The sequence below is a fragment of the Kitasatospora sp. NPDC087271 genome (assembly GCF_044744605.1).
Taxonomy (GTDB): domain Bacteria; phylum Actinomycetota; class Actinomycetes; order Streptomycetales; family Streptomycetaceae; genus Kitasatospora.
In genome coordinates this window covers 712380-734846 of record NZ_JBIUYQ010000001.1, presented here as the reverse complement: position 1 = coordinate 734846, position 22467 = coordinate 712380, and the positions used below count along the sequence as shown (strand labels likewise).

The following is a 22467-nucleotide window of genomic DNA, read 5'->3' as shown; positions in this document are numbered from 1 at the left end:
CGAGGGGCCATGCTTCCCCGACAGTCGCAACTACGTGGAAGAGCCTGTGACTCGCCGTACCGAACACCACAGCCAGACCAGCACCACGCTGTGCGATCTCCTCCCCGCGTTGCGTTGGGGCGATCCCCGGCAGCTCGGGTCCGTGCTTGACGACCCCCGCCTCCCCGACGCCTGGTGGATTCGTACGGGGCTCGCTGATGCGCTGGCGACGACCTCGGCGGACGCGATCGCGCACCGTGCGGCGACCGCACTGCGTGCCTTCTGGCCGCACCTGACGCTCAATGCGGCCCTGCCCCATCTGAGGTTCTGTACCGAGGGCCAGCAGTTCGACCTCGACCAGACCGTGGAACAGGCCGTCGCGGGCATGCCGGTCGCGGACGGCGACGCGGTGCTGTACGGACTCGTGCAGGCCCAGCTGCATCCCTTCCAGCACCGCGGACGCGACCTGAGCGTGCCCCAGGCGCCGGAGCCGCCCGGCAGTGCGGCGGCACGGGCGGATGATCTGGGTACCCTAGCTGCGGCACTGCTGGCGGTCCTTCCGATCGATGCGCCCGAGGAGATCAGGAGCGGGGCGGAAGCCGTCAGTAGGTGGGCGCGGGATTATTCGGTCAATGCGGTGGAGGGGGCCGGCCTGTCAGGAGGCGTGATTGCTGCGCAGCCTCCGGACGTGGTGCCCGGATTCCTCGACAGCCCGCTAGCCGTCCTCGGTGAGCTGATCGACGCTTGGGACGAGCGGCAGCTCGCAGTTGCCAGGGCACGCATGTTCACCACGAACAGGGTGGCCCTGGAGGTTCTCGGTGAGCAGTTCGGTGTGACGCGTGAACGAATGCGGCAGATCCAACTCGGTTTGGAGAAGCGGGTCCAGGAATGGCGGCTCGCCGAGCCCGGTCGGGGGTTGTACGGCCATCTGCTCGCTGCCCAGGAAGCCATGGGCGCCGTGGCAGTGGAGACGGAGTTTCTGGCGCTCCATGAGGAGCACGGCCACTCGGTGCCAGGTCTGGAACTCCCCTTGTGGCAGGTTCTCGTCTGCTGTCTGCCTGACCGCCGGTGGTCGGACGGATGGCTAGTCCAGGGTGACTTGCGCGACCTGCAGGAGCGGACGCGCATTTCGCTGCAGGAGCTCTGCGATGAGAGCGCCAAGCCTTGGGCCGAAGCGCTGGACCTGCTAGCGGAGGCCGGAATCCGTGAGGAGAGCGCACGAGACTGGCTGGAGGAGCTGAGCGGTTTCAAGATCCTTGACGATCACCTCCTGTGCTGGGGGCGGTCGGTCAACGAACGGGCGGAGGCGGTTCTCTCCCTGGTTGGCCGTCCCCTGCCGGCAGCCGACCTGCTCGCTCGACTCGACGACGGCATCGCCCTGGCCAGTCTGCGCAACCAACTCCAGAGTGACGGCCGATTCGTGCGTCGTGACCGGGACCTCTACGGGTTGAGGCGCTGGGGTGGAGCGGAGTATCTCGGAATTCGCGAGATGATCGTCCGTGAGCTCGAAGCAGTCGGTGGTTCCGCCAGGGCCGAAGACGTCGTGAGTGCGTTGTGCGTCGAGTTCGACGTGTCCGAGAAATCCGTTCATGCCTACCTCAGCGGTCCCGGCTTCGAGCGTTTCCAGCGTGGCTGGGTCCGGCTCGCTCCAGTAGCTGCCGAGGATGGGGGTGAGTACCAGCCCCGACGCGACGTCGCGCGGACCCGCCGGTGCTTCCAGACCGGACAGGGCATCTGGTGGTACCGACTTGACGTGAACCACGACCACCTGCGTGGTTCCGGCTTCCCGGTGCCCTCGGGATTCGCCGTACACCTGGGTCTCGCTCCTGGCGGCAAGATCGAGCTGGTGCACCAAGCCGGTGACGCCACTGTCGCCTGGGGGAACCAGCCGACGTTCGGCTCCTTGCGTCCCTTGCTGGAGTCGCTCGAAGCGGTCGAAGGCGACCACGTCTTCCTGACGGCGAAGGACGGCCGGATCAAGGCACAGCGCATCGCCCAGGAGCCGACGAACCAGCTCGCCGATGTCCAGTGCGCACTGCGCCTGATGGCACTGTCCGGCCAGGTCGACGAGGCCACGATGCCCGAGGTCATAGGCCGCCGGATCGGCTTGACCGGGGCGACCACGATGGAGGAGGTGTACAGCCACCTGCGTGTCCGCGGGGACAAGGACATTCTCCAGCTTCTCCAAGCCGATGTGGAACCGGCCGACGATGGCTCCACTACCCCGAGGCTGGACGCGTCCTGTCGCTCGGAGAAGGAGCCCGGCCAGCTACACGCCGAGGAGGAAGGCGGAGACGAGGCGGCCGCCGCTGTTCAGCGGGACCCTGCTTGGGATATGGAGATCATTCCCCTCCTCGATGAGGGCTCCGAGGTACAGCTTGTCACCCTTGCCCGAGCCCTGGCTGCTCGCGGCAAGCAGGTTCCGGTGTTCGGTTACGAGCTCGGGGATGACCGCTGGCAAGCCGACTTCGCATGGGACACGGAGACCGGCAGGATCGCGGTGGTGTCGGAGCAGCCGGCCTCGCCCGGGGGGTCGGCCGAGATGGTGGAGCGCGATGAAGCCTACCGGTCCGCGGGGTGGATGGTCCGCACGGCCGCTGAGTGGCTCGACCAACTCGACGAGCTCGCCAGGAGCTTGCCCGATGCCGAGGTCAGGAACTGACACGCCCCGCCAAACCGTGCACCTTCACGACCCACGCGAAAGGCACACCCCATGACTGTTCGGCTCGCCATGTACCAGAAGGCGGAGCAGGAGCTCTACCGGCTCGATCGCGTGGTGAAGGCGAAGTTCTACGACTTCACCCACCGGTTCCGGGCGAACCCCTACGGCAACGGCCTGCAGCTCAAGCAGCTCAAGGGGAACCCGCGTGTCTTCTCTGCACGGATCGACGATTCCTACCGCGCGCTGCTGGCCCGCGCGGGCACGGAGACCGACGGTACCGAAACATGGTTGGTCATCGCCGTGCGCCACCGGCGCGACGTGTACGAGCAAACCACCGTCGCAATCAACCGGGTTTCCGGAGAGATCGAGTTCATCGACCTCTCGGTAGTGGGGGCGGACGCCCTCCACCGCGCCGGGATCGAACTCACGCCGGCCGAACCGGCTGCTGTGACGATGCCCGGGCGCACCGAAGGCATCACGGCAGCCGAGCCGTTCACCACGGGGCCGGGGCCGTCCGAGCCCGCGCTGTTGGCCGGCCATTCCGCAGAACTGCTTCGTGAACTCGGAGTTGCGGAGCCACTCATTGCCTTGGCACTCGCCGTGACCCGCAGCGAGGACCTCGATCGCCTCCTGGCCGACGCGCCGATGCTGTCCAAGGACGTCCTGTACGGCCTCGCCTCCGGCTTCACGCCGGAGGAGGTCCGCGTGGAGATCACCGATCCGGTGGCTGTGGAGGGGCATGTAGACACCGACGACTTCCGCGCGGCGCTGTCCCGTACCACCGTGACCACGGTCGACGACGCGTTGCGCAAGGTGCTGGAGGAGGATGACTTCCAGGCCTGGAAGGTCTTCCTCCATCCGACGCAGGCGCGTCTCGTGGGGCGGAACTACAACGGTCCGGCCCGGGTCTCCGGCGGCCCCGGAACCGGAAAGACCATTGTTGCCCTCCACCGGATTAACCACCTCGTCCGACAGCTTGGGCCTGGCCGGGACAAGCCGATCCTGTTGACCACCTTCACCAAGAACCTGGCCGCCGACCTCAGCGACCGTCTCGCCGAGCTCATCGATGATCCCGAGCTGTTCGCCCGCGTCGAGATCACCCACATCGACGAGCTGGCGTACAAGGTCGTCAGCGAGAACACACTCGCTGGCCGAGCCAAGCAGCGGGTGGCCGACAGCGTAGCGCTGGCGGAACTGCGGGCGCTGCTCACCGAGTCAGGGGAGCCAAGCTCCTGGGAGCCCGAGTTCGTTATCGACGAGTGGGAACAGGTCATTCTCGCTCACTCCGTCCCCAACCGCGGAGCGTACTTCCGGACCCGTCGCGTGGGCCGCGGCCGAGCTCTGACCCGACCGGAACGCGCCGGAGTTTGGGGGCTCCTCGACCAGTTCACCGTTCGGCTCGACAGGAAGGGCATCGAGACCCTGGGACAGGCTGCCGAGCGGGCCGCCCGCTTCGAGCAGGAGCGGGCGGCCCGCATTGAGGCCCGACGGGTGTACAAAGAGCAGATCGGTGGCCCCGACCTCATACACCGTGACGTCGAGGCCCTGATCTCTGACTTGAAGCATCGGTACCAGCACGTCGTTGTCGACGAGGCCCAGGAACTGCGGGCGGCGCACTGGAAGATGTTGCGCGCGATGGTGGCCCCCGGCGTAAATGACCTGTTTATCGTGGGGGACCCACACCAGCGAGTTTCGGACAACCAGGTGGCGCTCGGGGCTCTCGGCATCAACATCAAGGGCCGCTCGGCACGGCTGTCGCTCAGCTACCGCACCACGAAGGAGATCCTCGCCCGAGCCCTCACAGTGATGACCGGGGAGCCCTTCGATGACCTCGACGACGGCACCGACACTCTCGCCGGGTACCGTTCAGTTCTGCACGGTCCGGTGCCCGAGTACCAGCGCTATCTCACCTGGGAGGAGGAGCTTGACGGCCTTGCCGGAACCCTGTGTGCCTGGCATGAGGAACTCTCCGTTGATGGGCAGGGCAACCCGCGCGAGACCTGCGGACTCATCGCCGTCGCTGTACCCGACCGTGACATGGTCAGCCAGGTCATGTACCACCTGGCGTCGAAGGCGGGCCTCGGGTACGCGCAGTTGACCTCTGAGGGGCCGCGTGGGGACGGGGACATTCACGTGGGCACCATGCACCGGTTCAAGGGGCTGGAGTACCAGCGCGTCATCATCGTCGGCGCGAGTGCCCACCTGGTGCCGTTGGCCTCGGTGATCGACCGCCTTCGCAACGACGACCCGGCTCGCTACCGTCGGGAGGTACGGAAGGCACGGTCGATGCTCTTCGTCGCCACGACCAGGGCCCGCGACGCTCTCAGGGTGACCTGGCATGGCGAGCCGAGCCCGTTCATCGATCCGACAGCGACCGCCAGCCTGCCTGAGTAGAAGAATGCTGTTACGCGGTGACACCCGGGTCTCTTAGAGTGTCAGGGTCGGTTTAGGGGCTCGAATAGGGGAGCATTCGCAGTGGGGTTGGACAGTCCGTTCTTGAAGACAGTGCTCGAAGACGTGGGAACGGGCAAGGTTCAACTTCCCAACTTCCAGAGAGAGTGGAAGTGGGACGACGAGCGGATCAAGGCCCTGATCGCTACGGTCACTCAGGGTTATCCACTGGGTGTCATCATGACGTTGAGTACGGGTGGCCAGCCGCAGTTCCAGCCGCGCTCGCTGGCCGGCGTGGAGCTGCATGCTGAGGTCGTTCCCGACGACTTGCTCCTCGACGGACAACAACGGACGACCTCGCTCTTCCAGGCCCTGTGCCGGAACGAACCGGTCGAGACCGCGGATGCCAGGGGGCGTCCCCTTCGCCGTTGGTACTACATCAACATGGAGGCGGCGGTCTCGGAGGGAATCGATCGGGAGGATGCCATCGTTTCGGTTCCCGAAGACCGGGTCCTCCGCGACGACTTCGCCCGCAAGATCCGCTTGGACCTGAGTTCGGGCAGACAGGAGCGTGAGTACGGCCACTTCCCGTTGAACCTTGTGTTCAACACCGAGGGGCGCGCCCACTGGCGCAAGCTCTACTGCCAGCAGACGGACAACTGGGCCCTATGGGACAAGTTCGAGGCGTGCGTACTCAAACAGGTTGACCAGTTCCTGGTTCCGACCATCAGCCTTCCGGCGAACACCGCCAAGGAGGCTGTGTGCTCCGTTTTCGAACGCGTCAACACCGGCGGCGTGGTGCTAAACGTCTTCGAGCTATTGACCGCCACGTACGCCGGTGACCGTGCGTACCTTGAGGAGACGGGCAAGGACTTCGACCTGGCTGCTGGCTGGCGAGAGATCCGGACTTCGCTATGCCAGGAACACCCCATGCTCGGCGTGGCCGATGACTTCGGTCAGGATGGCCTGACCAGTAGCGACTTCCTCCAAGCCGTTGCGCTGGTCTACACCTACAACCGCAAGCTGCAGCGCCGCGCCTCCGCGGTCGCCTGCAAGCGGAAGGACCTGCTGAACCTGCCGTTGGCGGATTTCCGCGACCTCGCCCCGAAGCTCACCGAGGCGTTCGCCTGGGCAGGTTCCTTCCTGGCCCGGCAGTGCATCTTCAACGCACACGACGTGCCGTACCGAACCCAGCTCGTCCCGCTCGCCGCGATCCGCGCCCTGCTCGCTCAGGAGGACGCATGGACGTCACGGGCTGAGGGACAGATCACCCAGTGGTACTGGGCGGGAGTGCTGGGCGAGATGTACGGGGGAGCGATCGAGAGCCGCTTTTCGCGCGATGTCGAGCAGGTGCTCGCCTGGGTGACCTCGGCGTCGGCCCCGGTTCCCGACACCATCGCGGAGGCGAACTTCCACGAACAGAGGCTGGCAACCCTCAAGACGAGGAACAGTGCGGCCTACAAGGGCATCTATGCACTACTGATCAAGCAGGGCGCGGTGGACTGGTACTACGCCGCCGAGCCGATTGGACGCGAGGCGGTGGTGGGCCGCGGCGTAGACATCAGGCAGGTCTTCCCCAAGGCGTGGTTTCAGAAGCGGTACGGTCAGGACCCGAGAATGGCCTCGATCGTCAACAAGACGCCGATCTCTTATCAGGCTGCGCTCTGGGTTTCGGGCGCCCCTTCGCGCTTCCTGCCGATCCTTGCCATGGAGGCGGGAATGAAGCCAGTGTGGTTCGACGACGTCATCGCCTCACATCTGATCGACCCGAGGCATCTCTACGACGACGACTTCGAGGCCTTCTACTCGGACCGGTCCACTCGCTTGATTAAACTGATCGAAGAAGCCATGGGGCGCCCGGTGTTGCGTATCGCCGATGCTGAAGAACTCGACACCACGCTCGAGGAGAAGATGTAGTGGCCGATATCTTCCCCGACCGTGAGCAGGTCGCCGGGCTCAAGGGTAAGGAGTGCACCGTACTCGAGCTCCTCGACTTCTTCGGTGTGCGGGTCCGTCACCCAGGCGAGATTGCCAAGATCGATCATGCGCTGTTGGACGCTGGTCTTGCCACGCTGCCCTACTTCGGCAATACCCCTCGTGACGAGCGCGTACGCATTGTGATAGCCAGTGTGGAGACCGCACCTGATGGCAGTTCGTCGAGTGGCTCGAAGGGAGATGGGTCGGACGGCGAGCTTCCCATGGGGGTCATGCCGACCGATCCGCTCCTGCTGAGGTCAGTGCCGTCGGCGAGGGGCGGCTTGGTCTCGGTGCGTACGGATAATACATTGCAGCACGCAATTTCCTTGATGATGCAGCGGGATTTCTCACAACTTCCAGTTATTGATAACGTGTACACGCTCGTGGGTGTTGTTACCTGGGACTCCATTGCTCGGATGTATGCAACCAGCGTGCAGCACGACCTCAAGCGGGCAATGGTTGAAACTGGCCCGGTAGCTGAGATCAACACACCGCTCCCAACGGCGCTTCCCCTGATTGAGAAGGAAGGCTACTGCCTCGTTCGCGATAGCAGAGGGCAGCTCCAGGGTATTGTCACCGCATCCGATATCGCCATTCAGTTCGAGCAGTTGAGTAGGCCGTTCTTTACCATCGGTCAGATCGAGCGATGCCTGCGTGAACGTCTCGGTCCGGTCTTCACTCCGCAGGAGATCCAGGAAGCTGGCGCGCGATACCAGGGGAAGCCATCCCAGTCCATTGAGCACTTGATGTTCAGTGGATATGCGAAGCTCATCAAGGATCCGGAAGGCTGGAAGCGGATGAACTGGCACGGAATTGACCACGATGAGTTCGTGCATCACCTCCGCAAGACTGGACATATCCGAAACGAAGTCATGCACTTCGATCGAACTCTCGATGCGGCGAGCTATGACGCGCTCACTCGCTTCGCGGAGGTCCTTGCTAGTATTCCTAGGCAGAATTACGGGGACTGAACACCATCTGGTAGTGCGTTGTCAGATGCGGCACGAGGCTTTCATGGGTGCGGAGTTCCGGGGGCGTCGGTGTGAATGCCGGCGACGGTTGAACCGCGACCCTTGGCGATGTCCGCCAGCGCCACCGACTGCAGCTGCCCGCGCCGGCCCAGCGACTCCTCGTACACCGCGACCGCCCGCAGCGCCGCCTGGCCGTGGCGGGTCAACTGGTAGAGGTAGCGGGCCCGGTGGAAGTCCTCGACCGACGTCACCCGGCCGGTGTCGGCGTCCGCGCGGAGGTTCTCCCAGTCGACCAGCTTCTCCAGCGCGCCACCCACCGCCTCGATCGACACCGGCACCGCGCTCCGGTCCTCCGCCGCGTCCCGGCGACGGAGCTCCGCCGCGACGTCCTCGGGCCGCAGATGGACGATGAACCGCTCCCGCGCCTGTGCGAAGACGTCCAGGATCCGGCCGTACAGGACGGCGTTCGGGGCTTGGAGGTAGGCGAAGGGCTGGGGCTGCGGAGCGGTGGACACGCGCTCCAGTGTGGCAGACCGCCCCGGCACCGGAGGAGCTGCGGCGGGAACGAGGCACGGGACCGAACCGACGCGCAAGCAGGCGACTGTGCACCCACGGTGAGGTTGCGCAGGCTACCGTGGGGCCGGACGCGAGGGTGCGGCGGCTGCTGGTCGGGTGTGCCGCGATGGACCAGGGGGTGTGGGGTGTTCGAGCCGGTGTCGCTGTCGGCGGTGGCCGCTGTTTTCGGCGCCGTGGGTGCGAGCGTGGCGAACGAGGCCGGTAAGTGGGCCTGGGAGTCGGCGGGTGCCTTCGTCCGCCGGGTGACGGGACGGGACGTGCCGGCGCCGACCGGCGCCGCCGAACGGGCCACTGTGGCGCAGCTGTTGCTGGATGCGGCGGGGTCGGATCCCGCGCAGGCCAGGGCGCTTCGTGCCTGGCTGGGTGGCCAGGGCGGGGGCTGGTCCGGGCCGTTGGCGGCGCCGTCCCTGCTGCCGCCCTCGGACCGCTTCTTCACCGACCGGCGCAAGGTGCTGGCGCTGCTGGACAGGGAGGCCGGACGGAAGGCGGACGGCACGCCCCGCGTCAGTGTCCTGTACGGGCCTCAGGGAATGGGTGTGAGCGCCGCGGCCGTTCACTGGGGTGCGCTGCAGCGGAAGCGGTTTCCGGACGGGCAGCTCTACGCTGACCTCTCCGGCGGGTCGCCGGCCACCGCACCCGATGCGGCCGCCGTGCTCCGGCAGTTCCTGATCCACCTCGGCATGCCGGCGGACCGGGTTCCGCCGGCCGCGCAGGACCGGGTCGAGCGGTTCCGGTCGCTGGTCGCCGAGCGGCAGCTGCTCGTCGTGCTGGACCACGCCCGGTCGGCGGCCCAGGTCCGGCCGTTGATCACCGCGGCCCCGGGCGTCGTCACGGTCGTGGTGGCCCGGCGTCCGCTCACCGGTCTCGACGCCGTTCCGATTCCGGTGGGGCCGCTGTCCGACAAGGACGCCAGGCGGCTGCTCACGGACCTCGCGGGGAAGGAGACCGTCTCCGCCGCCGGCCCCGCCCTGTCGGGTGTTCTCGAACGGTGCGGCGGATCGCCTTTCGCCCTGCGCGCCGCGGCTCCCCGGCTGGCGTTCATCCCCCAGCAGCGCCGGGGCCGGGGCGGTGGTGGCGACGGCGGTGGCGATCCCCACGCGGGTGATCCGGTGCGCGCCGCCGTGCAGGAGTCGTACGAGGTGTTGGAGCCGGAGGAGGCCCGGCTGTTCCGGCTCTGTGCCCTGCGGCCGTGGCCGGCCGTCGGTCCCGAGCTGGCCGTGGCGGTCGCAGGCCCCGGCGGACCCACGGTTGAGCGTGCTGGTGTCCTGCTGGCCGGGCTCGCCGAGGCCGGTCTGGTGGAGGCCACACCCGAGGGCCGCTACCGCTACCGGCCCGCCGTGCGCCGGTTCGCCGAGGAGCAGGCGGCGCGGGTGGACGGGCTGGCCGCGTGCGCGGGTGCGGTGACGCGTGCCGTGGAGCACCTGCTGCGCTTCGCCGTCCGGGCCGACTACGCGGCGTTGCGGGAGCGTTGGCACGTCGGGCCGCTCTACCGCGAGCTCGGGCCCGGCGACTACCCGGACGCCGGTGCGGCGTTGGCCGCTCTGGCCGCGGAGGTGGGCAACCTGGTCGAGGCGGTGCTCGCCGCCGAGGAGTTGGCCGCGCCGGCCACGGCGTGCGAGCTGGCGGAGGCGTCGTGGGCGGTGCAGCTCAAGGCCGGTCGGCACGAGGCCTTGTTGCCGGCGCTGCGAACCGCCGTGCGGGCGGCGGTCGCGCACGACCCGGACTCGGCGATGGCCGGCCGGATGCACACCCAGTTGGCGTTCGCCCTGATGGAGCTGGACCTGCTGGCCGAGGCCGAGAGCTGTCTGGTCGACGCCTCCTCGGCGTTCGAACGGGCCGGCCACCTGCTGGGCCAGGCCACGGCCGTCGAGTCGCTCGGGCTGCTGAGGCTTCGGCAGTGGCGGTGGCAGCCCGCGTACGACTGCTTCGAACGGGCCGACGGACTGCTCGCCTCGATCGGCCCGGACCACGAGCGGGCGGGGGACGTTCCGCGGGCCCGGGCGCTGCTGAAGCGGCACCGGGGGCGGGCGCTGCGAGGCCTGACCGAGTACGAGCGGGCCCGGGTCTGGCTGACGGAGGCGTTGTCCGAATTCCGGCGTCTGCGCGACAACTACAACGCGGCCCGCACCCTCACCAATCTCGCGGAGACCTGGGCGGACACCTCGGCGACGGATCAGGCGCTGGCCGCGATCGAGGAGGCCACCGCGATCCTGGACCGCGAGCAGGCGGAGCCCCATCTGCGCTACCTGGCGGGCCTGCGGCAGCAGTGCCTCACGGAACGGGACTGACCAGGACCGGGTGGGACGCGCCGCCGGTGCGCACCGTCAGCTCCATCGGCGGCAGGGGTCGCAGGGGTCGGGGGACGGCGGCGCCGTCCAATTGGGCGAACAATGCCGAGGCGGCCGCCGCCGGGTCGAGCGAGGGACTGGTGAGGCGGACGAATCCCCACTCACGCAGCAGCACTTCGCAGGTGTCCGGACCGGAGACGAAGGCCGCGAGCGAGCAGTTCGGGTAGCGGGCGAGCGTCGCCGCGGCCCACTCCCGGGGCGGACCGATCCGGGGATCGTCGGCCTCCCCGTAGCGGAGGATCGCGTCGGCCAGACCGAGGAGGCCCTGGTCGAGGGTGTCCTCGTGCACCGCGAGGTGATCGGAGCCGGGCCCGGAAGGCCCGTACCGGCCTTCGGCGACCCGCTCGACGGTGACTTCGTGCGGGCGGGGCCCCGGGCGGGTGCGGACCCGCAGCGGCACGGTTCGGGTCGGTGGCCGGTAGTCCGGGAGTGGGAGCAGGTCCAGGAGAGCCGGCTCTGTCGGCTCGGGCAGCCCCATGACCTCGTAGAAGAGCGAACGCAGCAGGCCGGCCGCCTCGCCGGGCGCCGAGGTCGTCAATTCGCTGGCACTGGTCATGGATTGATGATCCATCAGGAGCTGGTCCAGCTGCGGTCGCAGGGGGGAGTCCAGGGCGAGTCGGGGGGCTTCGCGGACGAAGGCCGCTACCGGCGAGGTGGCGCCCAGGACCTCGTCGGAGGCCGTGCCGAGCAGAACGGGGGTGCCCAGTGCCGCGGCGTAGTAGCTGACCGAGCCGAAGTCCCCGATCACCGCGTCGGCGGCGATCAGCGCCTGTCGCCAGCTGTCCAGGGGGTCGATCAGGGTGAGGCCGGCCCGCTCGGCGCGGTCCAGCCAGAGGCGGACCTGGCCGGGGCCGTGGCCGTGCCAGATGTTCGGGTGGAGGACGGCCGCCACCCGGTAGTCGTCGACCGGGAGTTCGGCGGTGAGGCGGTCGAGCAGCCACGGCAGCGGGTCGTCCGTGCCGGCGTCACCGAAGAGCGACTGCGGGTTCCAGGTGGAGTTGAGCACGACGAGCCGCTGTCCGGGCCGGACAGCGAACGCGCGGCGGTGGCGTTCCCGGTGCGGAAGGGCGGCCAGGATGCGGTCGAAGCAGGGGTCGCCGCCGAGCACCGCCGTCGGAGCGGCCTCGGGGCAGGCTTCGCGCAGCCGGCCGAGCTGCTCGGGGTGGGAGAGCACCATCGCCCGGGCGAGCGGAACCCCGTCGGACAGCAGCCACTCGGGCGCCAGGCCGAAGACAGGGGCATGCGGTGCGTTCGGTGTTCGGTGTTCGGTGTTCGGTGTTCGGTGTTCGGTGTTCGGTGTTCGGTGTTCGGTGTTCGGTGTTCGGTGTTCGGTGTTCGGTGTTCGGTGTCGCAAGCCTTTTATTGTATCCGGCTCCGTGCGAGAGGACGACCAACTTCCCCTGGAAAACGGAGAGTTCGCCGCCGAAGCTGGCTGACAGGGCGAGGTCGACGGGTGTCTGCTTGGCCTGCTCCCACGGAAGTACCGGAACCCCGAGGGAGCTCAGCAGCTCGGCGACTCCTGCGCTGAAGGGGGACGATCCCGTGCAGGCGGCCAGCAGTTGGATCCTGAGGTCGTCGCGGAACAGCGGAACGACGTCCAGGAGCCGGGTCGCGGAGGTCACGTTGTGGACGACGAGGAGAACCCGGCGGCAGCCACCGCGGGTGGTCCACCTCGAAGCGTCCTCGCCCACCGGAACCCGGATCCAGTCGGTCACCAGCCCTGCCAACCCGCCGCTCCTTCGATGCTCGCCGCCTCCCCTCGCGAGGTCCGTCCATTGTTCCACGGCGTGGATGTCGAGGATCGGCCTCGGTCGGGACCGGTCGGTTCGGCCGGACCCGACGCGCGGTCAGGGTCTCCGCCCGGCGGCGGGTTGGAGGGTGGGGGTGATCAGAGGTGTTCGAGGCGGATGGCCGCGGCCGGGCAGACCGCGGCGGCGTCCTGGACGGCCTGGTGGAGGTCGGCGGGGGGTGCGGCGTCGAGGAGGATGACGATGCCGTCCTCCTCGCGCTGGTCGAAGACCTCGGGGGCGGCGAGTACGCAGTGGCCGGCGCCGCAGCACTTTTCCTGGTCGATGTGGATGAGCATGGCTTTCCCTTCGGAGGATCGGTTCGGACGCGGGGGGCCGCTACCAGGCGAGGGGGAGTTCGTGGACGCCGTAGATGAGCATGTCGCCCCGGAAGCGGATCTCCTCGAACGGTACGGCCAGGCGCAGTTCGGGCAGTCGCTGCAGGATGGAGTTCAGCGCGATCTGCAGTTCCAGCCGGGCCAGGGGCTGTCCGAGGCACTGGTGGACGCCGAAGCCGAAGGCCAGGTGGAGGCGCGCGTCGCGGGAGAGGTCGAGCTCGTCGCCGTCGGGGAACTTCTGCTCGTCCCGGTTCGCGGTGCTGATCATGCAGATCACGCCCTCGCCCGCTCGGATCCGGACGCCGCCGACGGTGACGTCCTCGGTGGCGACCCGGGTCAGGCCGGAGTGCACGATGGTGAGGTAGCGCAGCAGTTCCTCGACGGCGCCGGCGACCGACTCCGGGTGCTCGCGCAGGTGGGCGAGCTGGGTGGGGTTCTGCAGCAGGGCCAGGATGGAGAGCGCGGTCATGTTCGCCGTGGTCTCGTGTCCGGCGACCAGCAGCAGCCGGCCCATGGCGCCGATCTCCTCGGTGCTCAGTTCGCCGCGGGCGACCAGGCGGCTGAGGATGCCGTCGTCGGGCTCGGTGCGCTTGGAGTCGGTGAGCTTGACCAGGTAGTCGACCAGGTTCTTCTGGGCGATCTGCACCTCTTCGGCCGAGGAGTCGCGGCGCAGCAGGACCCGGCTGCACTCCTGGAAGAAGTCGTGGTCCTGGTAGGGGACGCCGAGCAGCAGGCAGATGACCAGGGACGGCAGCGGCAGCGCGAACTCGTGGACCAGGTCGCCGGAGTTGCGGCCGGCGGTCAGCTCGTCGAGCAGTTCGTCGGCGATGCGCTGGACCTCGGGGCGCAGTGCCTCGACCTTCTTGATCATGAATTCGCTGGTGAGCATCCGGCGCAGGTGGGCGTGCTCCGGGTCGTCCATCCGGATGAAGGTCCGCTGGCCGGTGCTCAGCTGCCGGGCTCCGGCGCTGATGAACGGGAAGCCGGTCCGGGCGGCGTCCGAGCTGAAGCGGGCGTCGCTGAGCACGGCCTTGATGTCGTCGTGGCGGGTGACCAGCCAGCTGGGGGCGCCGTCCCAGAGGGTGATCCGGCTGATCGGTTCGTCCTGCTGGGCCTGCTGGTAGGCCGGCGGCGGGTCGAACGGGCAGCCGCCACGGGCGGCGGGGTGGGTGAACCGGGGGTTGTGAGCGGCGGTGGCCATCATGGGCTCCCTTCGCGGAGCGGATTTGCCGGTGGCGCCGAGCGGATGGGCCTGCGGTGCCGTGGGGTAGCGCCCGGGACCATTGCATGCCCTAAGCAACTAACTCACCGTCACGCTAACTCGCGGTCAGTGGTGGCGAAAGGGCCCATCCGGTGGCGAACGAATCTGTCCGGAAACCGGTCAGTGGTCGAGGGGGGAGCCACTCCCCGAACGGGGTCGCTACAGTTCCCCCATGCCGGACGCAACAGACAATCCGACCGCCACCTCCGAACTGGAGGAGGTGCTGGCCTCGCTGGCCTACCTGCTGACCCGCTCGCAGGAGCACGAGCGCCAGACGGCGCGGGCTGGCATCACGGCGGCGCGCTCGGACGTCTACCTGCTGCGCGCGCTCGCCGAGGCCGAGGAGGTCAGCCGCGTGGGCGACCTGGCCGCCCGGCTGATGGTCAAGCCCTCCCACGTCACCCGGCAGATCGACCGGCTGCAGACCCAGCAACTGGTGGAACGCACTCCGGACGCGCTGGACCGCCGGGCCCGCCAGGTGGCGCTCACGGCCGAGGGGCGGGCGATGCTCAATCGTCTGAAACAGGCCAACATCGCCGGTCTGGCCAATGCGCTGGACGGCATTCCGGCGCCGGACGTCGCCGCCACGGTCAGCGTGCTGCGCCACTTGGTGGACCGGTATGTGCGGCAGGTCCGGATCAAGATGCTGTCCGAGGACGCCACGCCGGCGGACCGGGCGCCCGGGAGCGTCGGCATCGCCGACCCGGGCCCGAACCGCTGCCCCTGACGCGGGGCCCGGCAAGGAGGGGGCGCCGGAGCGGGCGCCCCCTCCGAGGTCAGGACCGTACGGCGATCGAAACCGTACGGTGATCAGGACCGTGCGGCGATCAAAACCGTACGGAGATCAGGACCTTACGGAGGTCAGGACCGAGCGGCGATCAGGGCGGCCAGTCCGTCCAGCCCGCGGTCGACGGTGTCCGGGTCGACCTGGCTGACGGAGAGCCGCAGTTGCCGCTCCCCGCCCGCGCCCGGGTAGAAGTGCGACATCGGGGTCCAGATCACCCCGTACTCCGAGGCCGAGAGTTCGAGCAGCGCGTCGTCCACCGCGAACGGCACCGTGACCACCAGGAAGAACCCGCCGCGCGGCTCGTTCCAGCTCACCCCGCTGCCGGGCGGGAAGCGCCGGGCCAGGCCCGCCAGGACGAGCGCGAGGTTGCGCCGGTAGAGCGCGGCGACCTCGGTGTTGGCGGCCCGCAGGCTGTAGCCGTGTTCGAGCAGCGCCCCGCCGATCACGGCCTGGGCGATCGGTGAGGTGTTCACCGTGGTCATGCTCTTGATCATGCCGAGCAGGTCGGCCAGCAGGTCGGTGCCGCCCGCGCCGTCCGCCACCGGCTGGTCCGCCACCACGTACCCGACCCGGGCGCCCGGGAGGGCCGTCTTGGCGAAGGAGCCGAGGTGGATGACCCGCCGTTCGGTGTCCAGGGCCTTGAGCGAGGGCAGCCGCTCCTCGCCGGCGAAGACGCAGTACGGGTTGTCCTCCAGCAGGAGGAAGTCCTCCTCGGCTGCCAGGGCGAGCAGTTCCCGCCGCAGCTCCAGCGGCAGGCTGGCCCCGCTCGGGTTGGCGACGTCCGGTACCAGGTAGAGGGCGCGCGGGCGCAGCCCCTCGGCCCGGGCGGCGGCCAGTTGGCGGCGCAGGTCGGCGAGGTCCACGCCGTCCGGGCCGTCGGCCACCGGCCGCACCGGCAGGTCGGCGAGCAGCGCCGCGCCGGTCAGCCCCACGTACGTGGGCGAGACGGCGAGCACCACGTCCTCGGGGCCGCGGCGCAGCGCCCGCAGCACCAGGAACATCGCCTCCTGGCAGCCCACCGTCACCACGATCGACTCGGCGGGCACCTCGATGCCCTCGTCCACCGCGAGGTGGGTGGCGATCAGCTCGTGGATGATCCCCTTGGTCCGCCCGTACTGGAGCACCTGCCGCCGGGCCGCCTCCTCGGAGAGCCCGCGCTCGGCGCGCAGGTGGGCGACGTAGCGGTCCAGGTGGCGGTGGACGGCGTCGAGTTCGAAGAACTGCTCCGCCGGGCGGCCCGCGGCGAAGGAGACCGCCTCCGGGTAGCGGATGGAGATCTCGTTGAGCAGGTTCATCGAGGTCATCGCCGGGTCGGCGAGGGAGGGGTGCAGGTCGGCCCGCAGCAGGCCGCGGGGTGGGGCGGTGGTGGTCACGGTGCACTCCAGGTGGGGCAGGGCATGGGGGTGGTGCGCAGCGCGGCGGCCGCGCTCAGGTCGGCGCAGCCCGCCAGGCCGAGCGCGTGCCGCAGCTCCGCGGCCAGCAGGTCGAGCACGTGGGCGCAGCCGGCCTCACCTCGGGCCGCCAGGCCCCAGATCATCGGGCGTCCGAGCAACACCCCGGACGCCCCGCGGGCGAGGGCGGTGAGCACGTCCGATCCGCCGCGCACCCCGCTGTCCAGCAGCACCTGGCAGTCGCGGCCGGCCAGCGCCTCGGCGACGGCGGGCAGCGCGGTGATCGAGGGGACGGCCCGGTCGAGCTGGCGGCCGCCGTGGTTGGACACCACCACGGCTTCGGCGCCGAGTTCGGCGGCCCGCACCGCGTCCGCCGGGTCGAGCACCCCCTTGACCATCAGTGGCAGGCTGGTGTGCTCGCGCAGCCAGGCGAGATCCGCCCAGGTGACGGCGGGGGAGAGCAACTCGGCGGTGTGCGCGGCCACGGCCGAGACGGCGGTGGTCGCTTGGTGGGCCCGCCCGGCGGCGCCGTCTTCGAGCAGGACCGCGCGGACGTCCGCGGGCAGCGCGAAGGCGTTCTTGGCGTCGCGCAGGCGGCGGCCCATGAACGGCACGTCGGCGGTGACGACCAGGCATTCGCTGCCCGCCGCCTCGGCCGCCGCGACCAGGTCGAGCAGCCGCCCCCGGTCGCGCAGCCAGTACAGCTGGAACCAGAGCGTGGCTCCCGTCGCGGCCAGCTCCTCGAAGCCGACGCTGCTGAGCGTGCCGACGGTGAACGGCACCCCCGCCGCGGCCGCCGCCCGGGCCGAGGCCAGCTCGCCCTCGGGGTGGAACAGCCGGTGGTACGCGACGGGCGCCACCGCCACCGGCGCGGTCGCGCGGCTGCGCACCAGGGTGGTGGCGGTGTCGCAGGCGGAGACGTCGGCCAGCACTCGGGGCACGAGGGCCAGTTGGTCGAAGGCCGCCCGGTTGCCGGCGAGGGTGCGCTCGCGCTCCGCGCCGCCCTCCAGCCAGTCCCAGACCTCGGGCGCGAGGACGGCCCGGGCGGGCTCCGCGTACTCGGCGACGGAGAGCGGCTGGGAGGAGGGCGACGGGGTGGGGGGCGACGGGGTGGGGGAGGGCTGGTGCCCGGTCAGGGCCGGCGCGCTCATCCGGCCACTTCGCTGGCGCTGCGCTGGAGTTCGACGGCCTCGTAGAGGGCGCGGACGTTGTTGCTGCCGAAGGTGCGGGCCCGGATGCGCTCGATCACCTCGAAGAAGAAGGTGCCGCGCGGGTGCTGGGAGCGGGTGAAGATCTGGAACAGCTGGCCGTCGTGGTCCTGGTCGACCAGCAGGTGCAGGGCGCGCAGCTGGTCGAGCGAGTGCCGCAGTGGCGTCAGTCGGGCGGGCAGCGCGTCGAAGTACGCGCCCGGGGTGCGCAGGAACGGCACGCCGCGCTCCGCCATCGCGGAGACGGAGTGCACGGCGTCGGCGGAGGAGAAGGCCACGTGCTGCACCCCGGCGCCGCCGTGGTCGGCGAGGAAGGAGGCGATCTGGCCGCCCGCGTCCGGGCTGAGCGGCTCGATCAGGGTGAGCGTGACGCTGTGGTCGGCGCTCTGCACGACCGCCGAGTCCATGCCGAGCGCGCCGACCTCGATCCGCTCCTCGAAGATCATCCGGAAGCCGAAGACCTCGCAGTACCGGCGGACGGTCTCGCGCAGCTCGCCGGAGGGGACGCAGACCGCGAAGTGGTCGACGGAGCGCAGCCCCGTCGTGCCGGCGTCGGTGACCGGGGCGGCGTCCGGCAGGCCGGGGATCCGGTCGGCGGGGGCCTCGGGGCCGCGCTCGATCAGGGTGTGCACCACGTCGCCGAAGGCGCCGACCACCGCCGTGACGCAGCCGTGCGCGGCCTGCGGCGGGCGCAGGCCGTCGGCGCCCCGGCCGGTCAGCGTCCGGTAGGCGTCGGCGGCGTCCGGCACCCGCAGGGCCAGTGCGCCCACGCCGTCGCCGTGCCGGGCCAGGTAGTCGGTGGCCGGGTGGCCGCCGGCCAGCGGCTGGGTGAGCAGCAGCCGGATGGTGCCCTGCCCGACCAGCGCCGAGAGGCAGCGCTCGGCGGCCTCGCCGCGCTCGGTGGGCGGGACGAGCAGCTCGAAGCCGTACTCGCTGGTCAGCCGGGCGGTCTCGGCGGTGAGGTCGGACAGGTAGAACTCGACGTGGTCCAGTTCGACGGGGAGCGGGGCGGCGGCGGGCGAGGAGCGGTCGGTCATCTGAGGAGCTTTCTGGTGAGGAGGAGAGGAGGTGTCGAGGGTGATCGGGCGATCAGGTGCGCTGGAGGCCCGGGGCGCTCCCGGGCTCGGTGGGGCTCTCGGAGCCGGCCGGAGGCTCGGTGGGGCTCTCGGGCTCTTCGGGGGCCGCGGTCTCGGCGGAGGTCTCGGTGCCGGCGGGGGCCTCGGTGCCGGCGGGGGCCTCGGGCCCGGTCGGGGCCTCGGGCTTGCCGAGCAGGTGGGCGGCCGCGAGCAGGGCGCCGAGCACCATCACGGCCAGCACGACCCGGAAGTCCAGGGCGGCCACCAGCCCGGAGCCGACGCCGACCGCGAGGGCCTGCGGGGCGGTGAGCGAGAGGTTGACGGCCGCCTGGGCGCGGCCCATCAGCTGGGGCGGCGTGGCCGCCTGGGCGGCCGTGGCGAGGCCGACCATGGCGGCCGGGATGCCCGCCCCGGCGATCACCAGGCCGGCCGCCACCACGGGGAGGGACGGCGCGAGCAGGAGTACCGTGCCGAGGCCGAACACCACCGACCCCGCCATGACCGTCCGGCGCGGCCCGAGCCGGCCGATCAGCAGACCTCCGACCACCGAGCCGCCCAGCGCCCCGACCGCCTCGGTCGTCTCCAGCACGCCGAGGAACTGCGGCGGGCGGTGGAGCCCGTGCTGGGTCAGCGCGAACAGCACCGGCTGGAGCAGGCTCAGCACGAAGCCCGTGACGGCGGTGGCCGCCACCAGCGGGCGCAGCCCGGTCGCACCGCGCAGGTGGGCGAAGCCCGCCAGCACCTCGGTGCGCCACCGGAGGCCCGAGGGCTCCGGCCTGGGCTCGTCCGCCCGCAGGCCGAGGAAGGCCAGGGCCGCCAGCAGCAGCACGCCGAGGTCGGCCAGCGCCACGGCGTGCCCGCCCAGCCAGCTGTAGAGGCCCGAGCCGAGCAGTGGCGCGACCAGCGTGGTGCCGGCCCGGGCGCTCTGGGTGAACCCGGCTGCCGCGCCGAAATCCTGACGGTCCGTCAGGATCGTGCGCAGCAGGGCGCTCTGCGCCGGGGCCAGCACGGCCCCGGCGAGACCGCAGAGCGAGGCCGTGCAGTAGATGATCCAGACCCGGTCCGGACCGTCGACGAGCAGCAGGGGCGTCAACCCCACTGCCACCACCAGGTTGACGCCGACCAGCAGCGGTCTGCGCCGGACCCGGTCGGCGAGCAGGCCGCCCAGCGGCAGGAGCAGCAGCGGCGCGGCGAAGCAGAACAGCACCAGCCCGGCGGCGGAGTTGCTGCCGGTCAGCACCTTGGCCCAGATGCCGAGGGCGATGGAGAGGGCGCTGTCGCCGAGGACGGACAGGGTCTGCCCGGCGAGGTAGCGCCGGAACTCCGGGCGGGCCAACAGCGGGTGCATCACGGTTCCTTCGCTGCGCCGACGGCGCTTCGGGTGCTGGGCGTGCCGGGCGTGCCGGGCGTGCTGGGTTGCTGAGGGTGCTGGGCTGCTCGGCGCGTGGGGCGCGGACGGTGCGCCCTCACGCGCCGTGCGCGGGGATGTGCGGGGACGTGCGGGGACGTGCTGGGACGTGCTGGGGCGTGCTGGGACGGACGGGATGCGCGGGCGCGGGGTGCGGTCAGGGAGCGGCGGGCGCGGTGGCGGTGAAGCCCTCGATCACCGCGTCGTTGGCGTCCTTCTCACCGACGGCGATCCGGATGCCCTGGCCGGGGTAGTAGCGGACGGCCACTCCTCGGCGCTCCAGCTCCGCCCGCAGGGGGAGCTGGTCACCCGGCGCGACGACCCAGAGGAAGTTGGTCAGGCTGGGCGCCACCGTCCAGCCCAGCCGCAGCAGTTCGGCCCGCAGGCGCTCCCGCTCGGCGGCGATCTCGGCGATCCGCCGGTCCACCTCGTCCTGGGCCGAGACGGCGGCCAGCAGGCCCGCCTCCTGGAGCCGGTTCACCGCGTACGGGACCTGGTGGTCCCGTACCCGCTGGGCCACGGACTCCTCCGCGAGCGCGTAGCCGATCCGCAGGGCGGCGATGCCGTGCGACTTGGAGAGGGTGCGCAGCACCACCAGGTTCGGCCACTCGGCGATCCGGTCCGGCACCGCCGGGGCCGCCCAGTCCCGGGCGAAGTCGACGTACGCCTCGTCCAGCAGGATCAGCGCCGTGGCCGGGACCAGGCGGAAGAAGTCCGTCAGCTCCGCCCAGGAGTAGACCGTGCCGGTCGGGTTGTGCGGGTTGCACAGCACGACGATCCGGGTGCGCTCGTCCAGCCGATCGGCCATCGCGGCCAGGTCGTGCCGGGCGTCGGGGCCGAGCGGGACGGCCCGGGCCTCGGCCCGGGCGATCTCGCAGAACAGCGGGTACGCGTCGAAGCAGGGCGCCGAGTGCACCACGTTGTCGCCGGGCCCGACGACGGCGTGGAAGAGGTCCAGCGCCACGCCCGCCGAGCCGTGGCCGACCACGACCTGAGCGGCCGGGACGCCCTGCCAGTCGGCGATGATCCCCTCGATCCGCTGCGGGCGGAAGTCCGGGTACCGGTGCAGGTCGCCGGCGGCCGCGGCCAGGGCGGCCACGACGGACGGCAGCGGCGGGCCCGGGTGCTCGTTCTGCGCCAGCAGGTGTCTGGCGGCGGCGGCCATCAGTCGGCCTGGAGGACGTAGAGCCAGGAGTGCGGGGTGGCCAGCGCCTCGACGCGGTCGATCCGCAGTCCGGCGTCGGTGAACAGCTCCTCGTACGTCTCCTTGGTGTGCAGCGGCACGCCCATCATCGCGTGCGCCAGCTCGAAGCCGACCGAGAAGACCGGCAGGGCGCTCTGGGACTCGCCCGGGCCGCGCAGCATGGTGTCGCCGAGCACGAAGGTGCGGGCCTTCGGGAAGGCCTCCCGCATCCGGGTGAAGATCGAGGAGCGGGTGGCCGGGTCGGCCAGCAGGTCGTGCAGCAGGAAGAAGCTCATCACGGTGTCGACCTCGGCCACCTCGGCGGCCTCGGCGTCGTTGTCGATCTGGGTGCCGAGCAGGCCCAGGACGTCGGCCCGGACGGCGGTGACGCGGTCCTGCATCCCGGCCGTGACGATGTCGCGGCGGGCGATGTCGGTGGCCGGGCGGCTGATGTCGATGCCCAGGCCCCGGGTGCCCTCGCGCTGTCCGACCACCCGGCGCACCCGGGCGGAGGTGCCGCTGCCCAGGTCGGCGATGGTGCGGAAGTCGATGCCGGAGAGCACGTCGGTCAGCTGCGCGGCGAACAGCGACTGGTCGCACTGGGCGGAGCCGAGGGCGACCATCGCCTCGTCGCGCAGGACGTCCTCGCTGTAGCGGTGCGTCCCCGCGCTCAGGTGCCCGGCGCGGCCGAACACGTCGTGGTACCCGCCGACGGCCCAGGTGAAGTAGCCGCGCGCGGCGGCGACTTCGAGGCCCACCTCGGTGGGCACGTAGGTGCCGCCGTCGGCCTTGACGTAGCCGCAGTCGGCGGCGGCGCGCAGGACGGCCTCGGTCCGGGCGGTGTCGCCGCCCTGGGCGGTGGCCTCGACGGCCGAGAGCGGCTCGCCGCGCCCGAGCTTCTCCAGCACGCCGATCCGGTCCAGCGCGAAGATCACGTTGGCGGCGATGAAGCCGTTGTAGGCGTCGGTCGACGTGATCGGCGACGGGGTGACGCCGCGCCAGGTGTCGGGGATGGCGGCAGTGGTCATGGTGGTGTCCGTTTCTCGGTGGGCGGGCCGGGTGCGGCCCGCGCGGTGGGTGCAGGTCGGTGGCCTGCGGTCGGAAGGGATGCGAAAGTCGGCGGG

General features: G+C 70.6%; 16 protein-coding genes. 6 read left to right on the top strand and 10 right to left on the bottom strand.

Annotation, left to right across the window (positions count from 1 at the left end):
* Nucleotides 1-34: 34 nt before the first annotated feature.
* The 4 genes from ACIO9K_RS02865 to ACIO9K_RS02850 all read left to right on the top strand — a co-directional run bounded on the left by ACIO9K_RS02865 (nt 35) and on the right by ACIO9K_RS02850 (nt 7980).
* Nucleotides 35-2641 carry a hypothetical protein gene (locus ACIO9K_RS02865; RefSeq protein ID WP_400326446.1) on the top strand — a complete coding sequence of 869 codons (2607 nt, stop codon included), beginning with the start codon at nt 35-37 and terminating at the stop codon, nt 2639-2641.
* 51 nt (nt 2642-2692) lie between these two features.
* A complete protein-coding gene (locus tag ACIO9K_RS02860; RefSeq protein ID WP_400326443.1) occupies nt 2693-5035 on the top strand; it encodes a UvrD-helicase domain-containing protein in 2343 nt (780 codons plus the stop codon).
* Between the two features lie 111 nt (nt 5036-5146).
* Nucleotides 5147-6949 (top strand): DUF262 domain-containing protein, encoded by a 1803-nt coding sequence (locus ACIO9K_RS02855; RefSeq protein WP_400326657.1) that lies wholly within the window; start codon nt 5147-5149, stop codon nt 6947-6949.
* Complete coding sequence (locus tag ACIO9K_RS02850; RefSeq protein ID WP_400326440.1) at nt 6949-7980, top strand: CBS domain-containing protein; 1032 nt, start codon at nt 6949-6951, stop codon at nt 7978-7980. Before ACIO9K_RS02855 ends, ACIO9K_RS02850 begins: the two co-directional genes overlap by 1 nt.
* Nucleotides 7981-8021: 41 nt before the next feature.
* On the opposite strand, the gene ACIO9K_RS02845 is transcribed toward ACIO9K_RS02850, so the two are convergent.
* Nucleotides 8022-8495, bottom strand: a complete 474-nt coding sequence (locus ACIO9K_RS02845) for a DUF2397 family protein (protein ID WP_400326437.1) — start codon at nt 8493-8495, stop codon at nt 8022-8024.
* A 186-nt stretch (nt 8496-8681) separates the two neighbouring features.
* Between ACIO9K_RS02845 and ACIO9K_RS02840 the strand changes: the two genes are divergently transcribed.
* Nucleotides 8682-10844: a tetratricopeptide repeat protein gene (locus ACIO9K_RS02840; protein WP_400326435.1), complete on the top strand. Its 2163-nt coding sequence runs from the start codon at nt 8682-8684 to the stop codon at nt 10842-10844.
* Here ACIO9K_RS02840 and ACIO9K_RS02835 read toward each other — a convergent pair.
* From ACIO9K_RS02835 to ACIO9K_RS02825, 3 genes are all read right to left on the bottom strand, one after another.
* Nucleotides 10828-12081 carry a hypothetical protein gene (locus ACIO9K_RS02835; protein WP_400326433.1) on the bottom strand — a complete coding sequence of 418 codons (1254 nt, stop codon included), beginning with the start codon at nt 12079-12081 and terminating at the stop codon, nt 10828-10830. The two genes, ACIO9K_RS02840 and ACIO9K_RS02835, sit on opposite strands and share 17 nt — an antisense overlap.
* 711 nt (nt 12082-12792) lie before the next feature.
* The gene (locus ACIO9K_RS02830) at nt 12793-12990 is read right to left on the bottom strand and encodes a 4Fe-4S domain-containing protein (RefSeq protein ID WP_363586152.1); all 198 of its coding nucleotides are present in this window, start codon (nt 12988-12990) and stop codon (nt 12793-12795) included.
* A gap of 40 nt (nt 12991-13030) precedes the next feature.
* On the bottom strand, nt 13031-14230 hold the full coding sequence (locus tag ACIO9K_RS02825) for a cytochrome P450 (RefSeq protein ID WP_400326430.1): 1200 nt from the start codon (nt 14228-14230) through the stop codon (nt 13031-13033).
* Between the two features lie 232 nt (nt 14231-14462).
* On the opposite strand from ACIO9K_RS02825, the gene ACIO9K_RS02820 reads away from it, so the two are divergent.
* Complete coding sequence (locus ACIO9K_RS02820; protein WP_363633372.1) at nt 14463-15017, top strand: MarR family transcriptional regulator; 555 nt, start codon at nt 14463-14465, stop codon at nt 15015-15017.
* 134 nt (nt 15018-15151) lie between these two features.
* Here ACIO9K_RS02820 and ACIO9K_RS02815 read toward each other — a convergent pair whose 3' ends face one another.
* From ACIO9K_RS02815 to ACIO9K_RS02790, 6 genes are all read right to left on the bottom strand, one after another.
* Nucleotides 15152-16381, bottom strand: coding sequence for a PLP-dependent aminotransferase family protein (locus ACIO9K_RS02815; RefSeq protein ID WP_400326654.1), 1230 nt, complete (start codon nt 16379-16381; stop codon nt 15152-15154).
* Between the two features lie 65 nt (nt 16382-16446).
* Nucleotides 16447-17619, bottom strand: coding sequence for an alpha-hydroxy acid oxidase (locus tag ACIO9K_RS02810; RefSeq protein ID WP_400326427.1), 1173 nt, complete (start codon nt 17617-17619; stop codon nt 16447-16449).
* Nucleotides 17616-18713, bottom strand: a complete 1098-nt coding sequence (gene hppD, locus ACIO9K_RS02805; protein WP_363626031.1) for a 4-hydroxyphenylpyruvate dioxygenase — start codon at nt 18711-18713, stop codon at nt 17616-17618. Before hppD ends, ACIO9K_RS02810 begins: the two co-directional genes overlap by 4 nt.
* Before the next feature lie 52 nt (nt 18714-18765).
* A complete protein-coding gene (locus tag ACIO9K_RS02800) occupies nt 18766-20100 on the bottom strand; it encodes an MFS transporter (RefSeq protein WP_400326424.1) in 1335 nt (444 codons plus the stop codon).
* A 217-nt stretch (nt 20101-20317) separates the two neighbouring features.
* Nucleotides 20318-21325, bottom strand: a complete 1008-nt coding sequence (locus ACIO9K_RS02795) for an aminotransferase class I/II-fold pyridoxal phosphate-dependent enzyme (RefSeq protein ID WP_363626027.1) — start codon at nt 21323-21325, stop codon at nt 20318-20320.
* Nucleotides 21325-22371 carry a class I SAM-dependent methyltransferase gene (locus ACIO9K_RS02790; RefSeq protein ID WP_363586159.1) on the bottom strand — a complete coding sequence of 349 codons (1047 nt, stop codon included), beginning with the start codon at nt 22369-22371 and terminating at the stop codon, nt 21325-21327. Before ACIO9K_RS02790 ends, ACIO9K_RS02795 begins: the two co-directional genes overlap by 1 nt.
* Between the last annotated feature and the right edge of the window lie 96 nt (nt 22372-22467).

Bases quoted from the DNA above. Each gene is read 5' to 3' on its own strand.
- ACIO9K_RS02830 (WP_363586152.1), bottom strand. From the start codon at position 12,990: ATGCTCATCCACATCGACCAGGAAAAGTGCTGCGGCGCCGGCCACTGC.
- ACIO9K_RS02795 (WP_363626027.1), bottom strand. From the start codon at position 21,325: ATGGCCGCCGCCGCCAGACACCTGCTGGCGCAGAACGAGCACCCGGGC.
- ACIO9K_RS02825 (WP_400326430.1), bottom strand. From the start codon at position 14,230: ATGGCCACCGCCGCTCACAACCCCCGGTTCACCCACCCCGCCGCCCGT.
- ACIO9K_RS02860 (WP_400326443.1), top strand. From the start codon at position 2,693: ATGACTGTTCGGCTCGCCATGTACCAGAAGGCGGAGCAGGAGCTCTAC.
- ACIO9K_RS02790 (WP_363586159.1), bottom strand. From the start codon at position 22,371: ATGACCACTGCCGCCATCCCCGACACCTGGCGCGGCGTCACCCCGTCG.
- hppD (WP_363626031.1), bottom strand. From the start codon at position 18,713: ATGACCGACCGCTCCTCGCCCGCCGCCGCCCCGCTCCCCGTCGAACTG.
- ACIO9K_RS02835 (WP_400326433.1), bottom strand. From the start codon at position 12,081: ATGGTGCTCTCCCACCCCGAGCAGCTCGGCCGGCTGCGCGAAGCCTGC.
- ACIO9K_RS02810 (WP_400326427.1), bottom strand. From the start codon at position 17,619: ATGAGCGCGCCGGCCCTGACCGGGCACCAGCCCTCCCCCACCCCGTCG.
- ACIO9K_RS02820 (WP_363633372.1), top strand. From the start codon at position 14,463: ATGCCGGACGCAACAGACAATCCGACCGCCACCTCCGAACTGGAGGAG.
- ACIO9K_RS02815 (WP_400326654.1), bottom strand. From the start codon at position 16,381: ATGACCTCGATGAACCTGCTCAACGAGATCTCCATCCGCTACCCGGAG.
- ACIO9K_RS02800 (WP_400326424.1), bottom strand. From the start codon at position 20,100: ATGCACCCGCTGTTGGCCCGCCCGGAGTTCCGGCGCTACCTCGCCGGG.